The following is a 12,550-nucleotide window of genomic DNA, read 5'->3' as shown; positions in this document are numbered from 1 at the left end:
TATTTTAACATTATGAAAATTGTAACATCGCCTGCCAAATTAATGAACGTAGAAAATTCAACGGACCTGTTGAAATCCTCTACTCCAAGGTTCATTGAAGATGCAGCACTTATACAGTCTTATTTAAAAGAAAAATCACCAAAATATCTTTCCGAATTAATGGAAATATCAACCAAGCTGGCTGATGAAAACTGGGAAAGAAATCAAAAATGGAAATCCAAACCTACTGCCAAAGAGTCTGCGCCAGCCCTATTTGCTTTCACAGGGGAAGTGTATAGAGGTTTAGATGCCAAAACCCTTGATAAAGCTTCTATAGATTATCTGCAAAAAAATCACAGAATGCTTTCCGGATTATATGGTCTCTTGAAACCCTCTGATAAAGTAATGCTTTACAGGCTTGAAATGGGACGTCCTTTTGAGTTTGAGCATTATAAAAACCTATATGCATTCTGGAGAGAAAAAATTACTGAACAGCTGAATTCTGAAATGAAAAAAGGAGAAATTCTTCTTCATCTTGCCAGCAATGAATATGGAAAGGTCATTGACCGAAAAAAATTAAATCACACCGTAGTTGATTTTGATTTTTATGAATTAAAAGACGGTAAACTAAAAACTATAGTGGTATACACCAAACATGCGAGAGGTCTTGTGGTGAGGTTCTGTGCAGAAACGAATGCCCAAACGCTCAACGATGTAAAGTCCTTCAATTATGAAGGTTACAGAATTGACGAAGAAAAATCTACAGATACAAAACTGGTTTTTACAAGATAGATGACAATTTCAGCTTTTAAAAAATATTTTAAAGAAACACTTTCCGACCTTTATACTGAGTCGGAAAGTGCTTTTTTATCCTCGCTATTTATTCATAAAATTGTAGGCTTTGATCATTTTCAGCAAAGAAGATTTTCTGAACAGGAGCTTTTAATTGAAGATGAAAACCAACTTTCCAGCTTAGTATCTGAACTGAAGACCGGAAGACCTTATCAGCAGATCCTAGGTGAAACAGAGTTTTATGGAATGAAATTCTTTGTAGATGAAAATGTCCTGATTCCCCGTCCTGAAACGGAAGAACTGCTGGAAATAGCTATTTCTGAGATCAAAAAATACCTTTCCAATGTTATGGGTAGCAATATAAAATCTGAAAGTTTAGATGTAAAGTGGGCTGAAAAAGCTCCGCATGCTTCCAATGATGAGAAAAACGAGACTGGGACATTAAAAATTCTGGATATCGGAACAGGAAGTGGTGTCATTCCTTTGGTGTTAAAAAAGCACTTTCCTGACGCTGAAGTCTCATCGGTAGATTTTTCTGAAAAAGCATTATCTACAGCTCAAAAAAATGCAGAGCTCCACCAGCTGAACATCAACTTCATTCACGCTGATTATCTTGGTTTTGAACCCACTGAAAGGTATGATATTATTATCTCAAATCCTCCTTATATAGGAATAGAGGAAGAGGTTGAGATTGCAGATTCAGTAAAAGAATTTGAGCCCAAAATGGCTCTTTTCTCTCCTACTTCTGATGCCCTGATCTTTTACAGAAAAATTGCAGAAGACTGTAAAAAGTATTTGAATGATCACGGTCTATTATTTTTAGAAATCAATCAGAAGCTGGGTCCGGAAACCTTGGCATTGTATAGTGATTTTTCCCAGGCAGAGCTATTGAAGGATTTATCTGACAATGACAGGTTTATCTATGGAAGGAAATAAGTACATTTACTTCCATAAAGTATACCCATGAAAATTTCCTTATTCAATATTGTAATCTGTGCTTCAGTAGGTTTACAACTTATCTCCTGTAAACAGCAGACACCTCAGGCTGTTATTGATCAGTATCATCGTAACGGAGAACTGGATGGTTCTGTTTTAGTGGTAAAGAACAATAAGACCGTATATGATTCTGCATTGGGATTCAGTAATATTGAAAAAGGCTTAAAAGCGGATAAAAACACTTCTTTTTATATAGCTTCATTAAGCAAATCTTTTACTGCAGCTGCTATTATACAACTTCAGGAAAAGGGATTACTGACCTATGATGATAAAGCTTCTCACTACGTGGAACTTCCTGAATATGCAAAGGACGTCAGTATAAGACAACTTTTAAATCATACTTCAGGAATTAAAGATTATGAATCTCTACTCTCTGGTAAAAAAGCACTGACTAACCAGGATGTTATCGGTTGGCTGAAGAGCCTGAAAAAACTGGAATTTGCTTCGGGAAGCCAGTTTGAATACAGCAACAGCGGATATATTATTTTGTCTCAGATCATTCAAAATATTTCGCAAAAGTCTTATAAAGAATATATTACTGAGCATATTATTACCCCTTTACAAATGAATCATACTTATGTTTATGATTCATCTACTGTTATTGAAAACAAAGCCTTAGGTTATAATCAACATAAAAAACCTGATGATTATTCAATTTTAACCACAGGAGACGGAGGGATCTACTCTACTCCTGGAGATCTTTATCAGTATGATCAGGCATTGCGAAATTTCACACTGATCAACAAAGCCAATACAGCTCTCATGTACACTCCAGCTGTTCTAACCAATGGAGAGACCTCCAATTATGGATTCGGGTGGTATATAGAAAACACCGGGAGCGGAAAGGTGGTAAGCCATACGGGTGGCCTCAACGGTTTCAGGGCTTTATTCTGGAGAGATCTACAACATAACAGCTGCATCATTGCTCTGACCAATCAGGGGGATGCATTTCCGTTGCATGATTTCTTAAAAGATATGAAAAAAGCGATTCAGGAAAATTAAAAACAGGTCTTTTACAGCTTTAAGGTTTGCATTATCTTTGATATTTATAAACAAATAACGATGTTAATCAAATCACATACTATCAACAATATAAAAATAGCGGAAGTAATTTCTGACGACATGCTCATTCAGTCTGCACAGGATGGTCTGGACCTCATGGGTAATATTTATTATCAGGGATTTGATAAAATCGTCCTTTATGAAAAAAATATTACTCCAGAATTTTTTGATCTGAAGACAAAAATAGCTGGTGAAATACTGCAGAAATTCTCAAATTACCGTATCGGACTGGCTATAGTAGGAGATTTCAGCCAATATCAGAGTCAAAGCATGAAAGATTTTATTTTTGAAAGCAATAAGACGAAACATATTAATTTTGTTGTCATGCTGGAAGAAGCTTTGGAAAATCTAAGCAGATAATATTTTCAATTCTCTCCTGAGAATTCAAATATTCAACAAAAAAGGCATCAGCCAAAAACACAACAACATCCTATCACTCAAAGCTCTCCAGCTTTAAAGTATCTGATGCCATCATCCATCATCTACTCTGTTATTTGATCCCGGATTTTCATATTGAAAGTCTAAAGGTTTCTTTATTCTCTATTTTCCAGGTCATCTTATAAAGAATTCAATGCGTTTAAGTTTATATTTTGGAGTGAAATTCCACCCAATAATTAAAAAAATCAATTTAGTGGATTAGTTTCTTATGCCAGTAAAAATAAAATAAAACTAAACAAATTGTATAATAGGTAAAAAATTAAGTCTAAAATAACATTTTAACTAAAAAAATAATTTAATAAAATTTTAATCACAATAATACGCTGAAATAAAATGAATTATTCGTACTTTTGTAGAAACACAAGCATTATGAATATCATTATTTCACATACCATTAAAAGTCCTACATAGTAGACTTATTGCTAACACATTTATAATTCTCTTAGCAAAAATCAATAATAGCAAAAAAACACCTTAACAATAAAAACTTTACGTTTTTAATGTGGTTAAGATTTGTGTTTATATGCTCAACATTCGACACTGTAACATATTTTAATGAATTTGTTATAAAAATTATCTGCGGAACAATACGTTATCCGAAACTAAAAACGAAAACCATTTTTTTAATTTAAAAGTACAGGGATACTTTTAACAATTCATGTTGTTAACTAAATTATCATTAACATAAATAAATTCACTAACGATGAAAAGTTTTTTCTTACAAATTTCATTTTTTTTACTAAGTTCTTTTACATTCGCACAGGTAGGGATAAATACTCCTAACCCTGATCAAAGCGCAGTTTTAGATGTCTATAGCCAAGATAAAGGAATGTTGATTCCCAGGCTAAGCACTGCAAAAAGGGATGCCATTTCCAATCCCGCCAATTCTCTTTTAATATATGATACTGACAAAAAATGTTTGAGCCAAAATATAGGAACACCTTCCAACCCTGATTGGTTATGTATCAGCAGTAATGCGGTAAAAATGTTTTACATGCCTAGTGTTTCTTTTGATACTTCTGCCACAGCAACTGGCAGAACTAAAGACCTATATACATTATATAAAACACAGTTCGGATCTCCAAAGGCAAAGAGCACCAGCGCTCCGGCATCTATTCCTTTTTTCCCATCCAGCAAAGATCTTTACTATTATGTAACGGATGCTGATCCTAATGTATTCAGTAATATTACTATTTCTGATGACGGTGTCATGAAATACGATGTAAAAGCAGCGGCTACAGACTGTTCTTTTATTAATATTGTTTTTGTTGTCAAATAATTGAGTTATGATAAAAAGTACCTCAATTGTAAGATACAAAAGATTTTTGCTCACTTTTTCATTGTTCATTTTCTCCCAAAATATCATGGCGCAGAATGAACAGGGAACCGGATATCCGTATTTTGTTAACTTTACGCAGGGGTTGCAGCCTCAGGAAGCCTATAAAGTGGCAACAAGCGGTGTCCAGAATGACGCTACGTTTACTACAGACGGATTACGACTGACCCGAAGTGTAAATAATATTTCAGGAGGGGTAATCCTGGCTGATAAAATATTCAAAAGTGATCAGGGAATCAAGTTCGAATTTGAATTTGCCATTTATGGAGGAAATACCAACGGAGGAGATGGGATCTCCATATTCTTAGTAGACGGATCTATCCCTAAAACCCAGCTTAATCTCGGATACTTTGGTGGTGGATTAGGATATAGTTTTGTACGTGGGGGCGAGTCTACAGAAGGACTTAGAGGGGCCTATTTAGGGATAGGTCTGGATGAATACGGAAATTTTAAAACAAGCTTTAATCAGAGAGAAAGAGTTAGAAATGGAATTTTTGGAGTGGGATTAGCTGATGGGAAAAGCAATATTTCTTTAAGAGGTAAGCGCGGAAATCAATATCTGTCGTCGGCAGAGCCTGCGGGATATAATGGCTATCCATTACTTTACAGTACAGCTACCAACGCCTCCCCTTCCAGCACCAACAGATCTGCTTATCTGGATACTACAACAGGAAAGTTTGTCGGTATTAAAAACACGACTCTTCAGCAATTCAGCATTGAGAGCGGTGGAACTACCTTTCCTCTCAATGAAAATGACGTAAGATTCCGTAAAGCATATGTCACATTAGTGCCCAATCCTTCCGGTGGTTATAATATAACCCTGGAAATACAACATGGAACTGTGAAAGAAAAAGTGATCGATAATTATTATTATCCAACTTCTCTGAAATATACTGAGACTACCATATCCAACAATACGGTAAGAACGCTGGATACCTCACCTCCCTCTACTTTTAGAATTGGTTTTGCGGCTTCTACAGGAGCGGCTAAAAACATACACTTATTGAGAAACTTAGGGGTTACCAGACCTTATGCTGCTGAAGTAACAGATGATCTGTTTGCGGGATGCCCAGGGATAAAGTCAACCCATTATCCTTTGCTTAATGATGCGGCTTATTCTTCAGCAAACGGTCAAAATCCGCCTACACTTTCATATAACAACCTTGATTTTAATTCATTCCGATTTTTGGATAATAATGGCGCTGTAATTCCTAATATAACAGGCGGCGTTTATACGAACAGTCAAGGGACATGGACCTATTTACCCACTACTGGAGCGCTTTCTTTCAAGCCTGCGGTTGGGTTTACAGGAGTTGCCCAAATACAATATGATATTAAAGGTGGTGGAAGCAATGGTACGGAAGCTCCTTACAATAATGAAGAATACAGATCGTTGCCGGCACTGGTACAGGTTAATATTTCAAGTACAAATAACTGCAGCAAAGCCTGCGTTATTTCCAACAAAAATGTAACTCAGAAAATCACAAGATAATCTGATAAAAACCAGCTTTTAAGAGCTGGTTTTTTTATTTTTTACAGAATGAAGGTCAATACGTATTGTTTTTAGTAAAATACTGAACCGCATCTTTGATTGCTTTATCAATGGATTGATACTTGATCCCCAGCTCATTTACCGATTTCTGGTTAGAATAATAATTACAAATCTGCAGGGCTTTCATATGGGGCGAGCAAAGATTCGTTTTGATGTTTAATTTTCTTAAGCCATCTCCTATCCATCCTAAGATCTTGAGGATCGTATTGGGAATCGGAATCATCACCGGATTCTGATCAGTGATTTTATTTACTTTCATAAAAAACTCCTTATAACTAAGGTTTTCTTGAGCCAGTAAATATTTCTCCCCATTTCTTCCTTTCTTAACAGCCTCTACTACTCCATTGGCGGCATCTTCTGCGTGAACAAAGTTTTTTCCACCTTTTGGATAGAAAACGAGTTTCTTTTTCCAGGCCCAAAAGATTATTTTGCCGGAACTGGGTTTGCTGTCGTAAGCTCCTATCATAAAAGTAGGATTAAGAATAACAATATCCATGATGTTACGATGTTGTAAAAGATAATTTTCTGCTTCCACTTTACTTTGTGCATAGTGAGATTTTGTAAATGGGTAATGTTGAATTTTTTGCTCATTCCCGGGATTTTCTACATTCCCATGGCCTAATGTATTGGCAGAACTTATAAACAGGAATCTTTTGATCCCACAGACTTTTGCCTGGGTAAAAACCTTCACAACCATATCATAATTTATGTTCTTATAATCCTCATAACTGAGAAGATCCTGACGGGTTTCCGCAGCAATATGGATGAAGCAGTCTACTTCTTTGAGAAATAATGAGAGATCGGCAGCTAGATCACCTTCAATCAGCTTCAGATTTTTGTCTTCTTCACCCAAATACTTGCTTTTCTGGCGCACCAGAGCAATAACAAAATAACCATCTTTTAATAATTTAATAATGACGTTGGTCCCCAGAAGCCCGGTAGCTCCGGTTACAAAAACTTTTTTCATATGTTACTTATCTTTTTTAAGCCCATCTGGCATCCCCTCATTTTTCTCCATATAAGCATAGTATACATGAAGTTTCAATGATGTCAGTCTTATGCTTCGATTTCTCTTTTAATTGCCTGGGTCATCAGCGGAAGTTTTATCCATATCGGTAAAATTTTCATGATCAGCCAGCTGATTGGGTTCACCATAATTACGGAATCTTTTTTAAATAACTGGTGAATACAGTAGGAAGCTACTTTATCAGGATTTAAAAGGGTCAGCCTGCCCAAAAAACCTTGTTTTTCAATTCGTTTACATACATCCGTATTGGTTTTCATGGCTCCGGGATTCACGACGCTTACAAAAACATTGGTATCTTTCAGTTCTTCATGTAATCCTCTGGAAAATGAATGGATAAAGGTTTTAGAGGCCGGATATACTGTTTTAAAACCTATAGGAGAAAAAGCGGCCATGCTTGAAACATTTAAAATATAAGCTTTCGACTGCCTTAAAAGATTAGGAAGAAGCTGATGGGTAATAAGTGAAGTAGCAGTTACATTCACCTGAAGAATAGTATTGATATAGTCAGAGCTGGCTTCTGTAAACTTTTTGGTACCTCCAAGACCTGCATTATTGATCAGGATATGAATCTCAAAGGATTGATTAAGCCATGCCGTAAGTTTCATCACATTATCATGTACGGAAAGGTCTACTTCATAATAATGGGCTTTTATAGAATAGTTTTTTTCAAGTTCTTCGGTGAGTTCTTTTAAATTCTGATGGGGAAGACTTACCAGGATAACGTTGATATTTTTCTTAGCCAGATTTTCAGCGAATGCTTTTCCCAGCCCCTGGCTGGCTCCTGTGATAACTGCGTATGATTCTTTGGTTTCCATAAAACAAAATTTTATGGTACAAAGCTATTATAGAAGTAAAATTTTAATGTTCCGACTTATCTTAATGAACCCATTTTCAAACAATCCTTAAAAAACATTAAAATACTGAATTACAAGTTATTACAATTTACAGAAAGTTAAAATTTATAAATCGGAACTTATTTTTTTAAATTCAGAAGGAGTTTGCCCGGTCAGTTTTTTGAATGTAGTATTAAAAGAAGTCTTGGAATTGAATCCCGACTCATAGGCAATTCCTAAAATTGAAAATTTACTGTCAGCATCTTTTAGAAGTACTTTTGCATATTCCACTCTGTATCCGTTCACATACTGAAAAAAATTCTTTCCAAAACCCGTATTGATGACATAAGACAGATGATGACTGGAAACCTCAAGTGTTTCTGCCAATTTTATCAGGTTCAGATCACTATCCAGATAAGGTTTGCCGGTCTCCATAATGTTTTCCAGCTGAATCTTCATCTTACTTAATTCTTCGTCTGAGATCAACTTTCTTTTCACTTCTTCTTCATCAGCATCTTCATCAATAGAGATCAGCTCCTGGCGCTGTTTTTCTTCCAGAGGATAAATCTCTTTCTGCTTCAGAGAATAATAAGCTACCCAGTAAATAACCAGCAAAAAAACCGTATTAATGAAGAAATTTAAAGATTTGGGATCATAAAACAGGTTGTAGATCACATAAATGATATTGACGATGAACAGCACAACAATAATATATTCCAGCCAGTTGAGGTTAATTCCTTCCGTATTGGAAGAAAACTGCTGAATTTTCCTTTGGTGCTTTCTGATGATGATATAGGAAAGTCCGGTATAAAAGAGAGCCTGAATAAGGATCAAAATAACACTCAGATATTCAAATGGATTAGTAAGACCAGACTGTATAAGGAAAAGACATATCAGGAAAGCAGCCGGAAGCAATAGGAATTTAAGATCCGTAATTTTAAATGTAAAAGTAGGATTGGTATAGAACAGTACGCTGAAATAAAAAACAATTGGCGTTAAAAACTGGATAAACCGCACTACATACAGCGAATGGAACTCAATGGCTGATCCGGTAATTAAAAACAGAACCTCATCCATCCAAAAGGTAGACCACAGGAACAGAAAAATTCCGAACCAGAAATTGGCCTTTCTGTTAACCTGTAAAGGGTTGGTCAGCTTCAGCAGGGAAAGCAAAACCAATGAACCATAGATAAGTATCACGATGAAACTGTTTAATTCTGATGTGTTCATTGGTTTTGATATTTTTAGTAAAAATAGTGTTTTATCCTATTCTTTTCCTGACAAAGATCTGATATCCCAGATAAATTAATGGCAGTGACATCACTCCTAAGAAAAGCATATTGCTCATAGCCAGCTGTGGGTGCATTACAATAGAATAAACAAGTCCGAAAAAGGCTCCTCCCAAATGAGCAGCATGCCCCAGGTTATCCCATTGCTTAGGATTCAGCATCATGTATACTGAATATCCAAAGTATAGTGTTCCAAACAGCCATCCCGGAAGGAAGTTAACACTGATTTCATTCGGTGCCATTGCAATAGATGCAAAAATAATTCCTGACACAGCACCAGAGGCACCAATAGCAGAATACCAGGGTTGTTTTTTATAGATCTGCAGACTGAATAGATTCCCAAGGATCATTGATCCGAAATACACGATCAAAAATCCTATTTCTCCAAAGAAGTGAATAACCACCCCCTGAAAAAAGTATAGGGAAAGCATATTAAAAAATAAATGCATAAAATCTGCATGCAAAAACGCAGAACTGATAAGCCTGATATATTCTTTACGATTGGCAATAGCCCCAACATTAAATTTATATTTTTCAAATAAACTGGTATTGTTGAGTCCCATGTAACTAAAAATACATGTAACAGCCATTATAATTAAAACAACTATATTCATCTGATGTCTTTTTATCTATTTTTTTTGACCTGAAATTCTTTATTTATTCAGATTCATTATTCTCTCCATCCTGAAACAGATCACCGATGATCCCACCATCTTCATCCATATCTCCTGTCTGTTCCGGCTCTTCATACACTTCCGGCTCTTCTTCTACAGGTTCTGGAATCGTGATGTTGATTGCTTTCACTTTAAATTTCGTGAACTGATTTCCAATTGCTTTTATTCCTTTTATAGCAATAAATTCATCAATAGCAATGGTCTCAGGTTCGCGATCTTTTCCTTTATCTTTAGCAAAAATAATCTCTGCTGTTGCTTCGTTTGCCACGATTACATTCTCAATGAACGATTTAGGATGTTCTGAAGGCATGAAAGTCTGTACATTAACGGTATTTTCCAATAAGAATCTCTTGATAAAGTACATATCTTTCTCTCCGTCATAATAAATACAGGTAATTGCCTGTCCGGGTCTCCATTTTTCAAGCACTAAGTATTCGTCATCGAAACGGTTACCCAGGTCGAAAGAAACCAGTTTTACCTCTCCATTGGTATTAATGGTCAGAATCTTGTCATCTCCTTTGAAACTGCCTAATAAAGTTCCTCTTGCATCTGCATTCAGCCTTCTTACCGTATCATCGAACCATATCTTTCTCGGGGCAAGGGTAGAAACTCCCTCTTCCTTCATATCAACTTTTTTCACGGCATATTTCGTCACAAGGTTTCCCTTGGAGTCTCTTCCCTTAATGGCAAGTTCGGAGAAGTTGATTTCCATTTTATTTTTTCTGATCCTTGGATTCGGTTTTAAAAGTACCGTTACAGTCTCCGCTTCCCCATTGGGATTAGCTGAAAAATACAGCATCTCTGAACCTTTTTTATCTGAAGCTAAAGGATAATCTGTATTTCTTGTTACTCCGGTTACAGAAAAACGTTTCATATAATAAGGACCATCTCTACCTTCACGGTAAATCATATTATATACAGTCCTTTTATCATTCTTCTTCCAGATTGCCACATGCAGAATATCTTTGCCAATAAATGTTTTAGCTTCTACTTTTACCACTTTCATGCTTCCATCTTTTCTGAAAGTAATGATATCATCAATATCAGAACAATCAAACATATACTGATCTTTTCTCAGGGATGTTCCGATGAATCCTTCTTCAAAATTGGCATAGAATTTTTCATTGGCTACGGCTACTTTTGTCGCGTCAATTGTATCAAAGATTCTAAGTTCTGTTTTTCTCTGCTTATCCTTTCCATACTTCTTCTGAATATTTAAATAATACTCAATAGCATAAGGAATCAGATGAGCCAGGTTATATTTTACCTGTTCTATTTTCCCTTCAAGAGCAGCAATATTTTCTTTAAATTTATCTAAATCGAATCTTGAAATTCTCTTGATCCGGATCTCGGTTAATCTTAAAATATCTTCTTCCGTTACTGCCCTTAAAAGATGTTTGGTATGAGGTTTTAACCCTTTATCTATTGTTTTTAGTACATCATCCCAGGTTTTTACCTCTTCAATATCGTGGTAGATCCTGTTTTCAATGAAAATTCTTTCTAATGAAGAGAAATGCCAGTTTTCCTGAAGTTCATGAAGCTCAATTTCGAGTTCTTTTTTAAGTAAAGAAACCGTATGATCCGTATTCATTTTCAGAATTTCCGAAACATTCATAAACATAGGCTTATCTCCCACAATTACACATGCATTGGGAGAAATAGTTACCTGACAGTCCGTAAATGCATACAGTGCATCAATAGTCTTATCCGGTGAAACATCATGATGAATGTGGATCAGGATTTCCACTTTATCCGAAGTGTTGTCCTCAATTTTCTTGATTTTGATCTTCCCTTTCTCGTTGGCTTTTAAGATAGAATCTATCAGATCGCTCGTAGTCTTGGAATAAGGAAGCTCAGAAATAACCAGAAGATGTTTATCTGTCTGGGTAATTTTTGCTCTCGCTCTTACTTTACCTCCTCTGTGGCCATCATTATATTCGGAAACATCCAGATAACCAGCAGTTAGAAAGTCCGGAAATATTTCAAATCTCTTTCCTTTTAAATACGCCACCGAAGCATTGATCAGCTCATTAAAATTGTGAGGAAGTATTTTGGTGGAAAGTCCTACCCCAATTCCTTCCACTCCCTGAGCCAAAAGCAGAGGGAATTTTACCGGAAGATCAATAGGTTCATTATTTCTGCCATCATAGGATTTTGCCCATTCAGTTGTTTTGGGATTAAATACCACTTCCAGTGCAAAAGGAGTCAGCCTGGCTTCAATATACCTTGCGGCAGCGGCAGAATCTCCCGTATAGATATTTCCCCAGTTTCCCTGGGTATCTATCAGGATTTCTTTTTGCCCGATCTGTACCATGGCATCCGTAATGGAAGCATCACCGTGTGGGTGATATTTCATGGTATTTCCTACAATATTAGCTACTTTATTATATCGGCCATCTTCCAGTTCTCTCATAGAGTGCATAATCCTACGCTGAACAGGTTTCAGCCCGTCATACACCGAAGGGATAGCTCTATCAAGAATTACATAGGAAGCATAATCCAGAAACCAGTCTTTATAAAGTCCGGAAACTTTCTTTAAGCTTTCACCCTCATGCGAATATTCTTCTGTCAT

11 protein-coding genes are annotated in these 12,550 nt (G+C 36.1%); 6 read left to right on the top strand and 5 right to left on the bottom strand.

Annotated features, from left to right (window positions below):
- Positions 1 to 12 precede the first annotated feature (12 nt).
- The 6 genes from yaaA to JML65_RS03600 all read left to right on the top strand — a co-directional run bounded on the left by yaaA (position 13) and on the right by JML65_RS03600 (position 6,095).
- Entirely contained in the window at positions 13 to 771 is a 759-nt protein-coding gene (yaaA, locus tag JML65_RS03625) for a peroxide stress protein YaaA (RefSeq protein ID WP_202269941.1), read from the top strand.
- Positions 772 to 1,707, top strand: a complete 936-nt coding sequence (prmC, locus tag JML65_RS03620; RefSeq protein WP_202269940.1) for a peptide chain release factor N(5)-glutamine methyltransferase — start codon at positions 772 to 774, stop codon at positions 1,705 to 1,707.
- A 27-nt stretch (positions 1,708 to 1,734) separates the two neighbouring features.
- A complete protein-coding gene (locus JML65_RS03615; protein ID WP_202269939.1) occupies positions 1,735 to 2,769 on the top strand; it encodes a serine hydrolase domain-containing protein in 1,035 nt (344 codons plus the stop codon).
- A 60-nt stretch (positions 2,770 to 2,829) separates the two neighbouring features.
- Entirely contained in the window at positions 2,830 to 3,189 is a 360-nt protein-coding gene (locus JML65_RS03610; protein WP_047485764.1) for a DUF4180 domain-containing protein, read from the top strand.
- 781 nt (positions 3,190 to 3,970) lie between these two features.
- Positions 3,971 to 4,546 carry a hypothetical protein gene (locus tag JML65_RS03605; protein ID WP_047485766.1) on the top strand — a complete coding sequence of 192 codons (576 nt, stop codon included), beginning with the start codon at positions 3,971 to 3,973 and terminating at the stop codon, positions 4,544 to 4,546.
- Positions 4,547 to 4,631: 85 nt separating this feature from the next.
- A complete protein-coding gene (locus tag JML65_RS03600) occupies positions 4,632 to 6,095 on the top strand; it encodes a lectin-like domain-containing protein (protein ID WP_202269938.1) in 1,464 nt (487 codons plus the stop codon).
- Positions 6,096 to 6,150: 55 nt separating this feature from the next.
- On the opposite strand, the gene JML65_RS03595 is transcribed toward JML65_RS03600, so the two are convergent.
- From JML65_RS03595 to JML65_RS03575, 5 genes are all read right to left on the bottom strand, one after another.
- On the bottom strand, positions 6,151 to 7,122 hold the full coding sequence (locus JML65_RS03595) for an NAD-dependent epimerase/dehydratase family protein (protein ID WP_202269937.1): 972 nt from the start codon (positions 7,120 to 7,122) through the stop codon (positions 6,151 to 6,153).
- 89 nt (positions 7,123 to 7,211) lie between these two features.
- Positions 7,212 to 7,997: an SDR family NAD(P)-dependent oxidoreductase gene (locus tag JML65_RS03590; RefSeq protein WP_084087534.1), complete on the bottom strand. Its 786-nt coding sequence runs from the start codon at positions 7,995 to 7,997 to the stop codon at positions 7,212 to 7,214.
- Between the two features lie 144 nt (positions 7,998 to 8,141).
- Positions 8,142 to 9,245 (bottom strand): helix-turn-helix domain-containing protein, encoded by a 1,104-nt coding sequence (locus tag JML65_RS03585; RefSeq protein ID WP_202269936.1) that lies wholly within the window; start codon positions 9,243 to 9,245, stop codon positions 8,142 to 8,144.
- 31 nt (positions 9,246 to 9,276) lie between these two features.
- Positions 9,277 to 9,918, bottom strand: a complete 642-nt coding sequence (locus JML65_RS03580) for a rhomboid family intramembrane serine protease (RefSeq protein WP_047485775.1) — start codon at positions 9,916 to 9,918, stop codon at positions 9,277 to 9,279.
- A 43-nt stretch (positions 9,919 to 9,961) separates the two neighbouring features.
- Positions 9,962 to 12,550, bottom strand: coding sequence for a DNA gyrase/topoisomerase IV subunit A (locus JML65_RS03575; RefSeq protein ID WP_202269935.1), 2,589 nt, complete (start codon positions 12,548 to 12,550; stop codon positions 9,962 to 9,964).

The sequence above is a fragment of the Chryseobacterium sp. KMC2 genome, assembly GCF_016756935.1.
GTDB classification, from domain to species: Bacteria; Bacteroidota; Bacteroidia; order Flavobacteriales; family Weeksellaceae; genus Chryseobacterium; species Chryseobacterium rhizosphaerae.
Note: the sequence above shows the minus strand (reverse complement) of the source record. Positions and strands in the feature narration are given on the sequence as shown.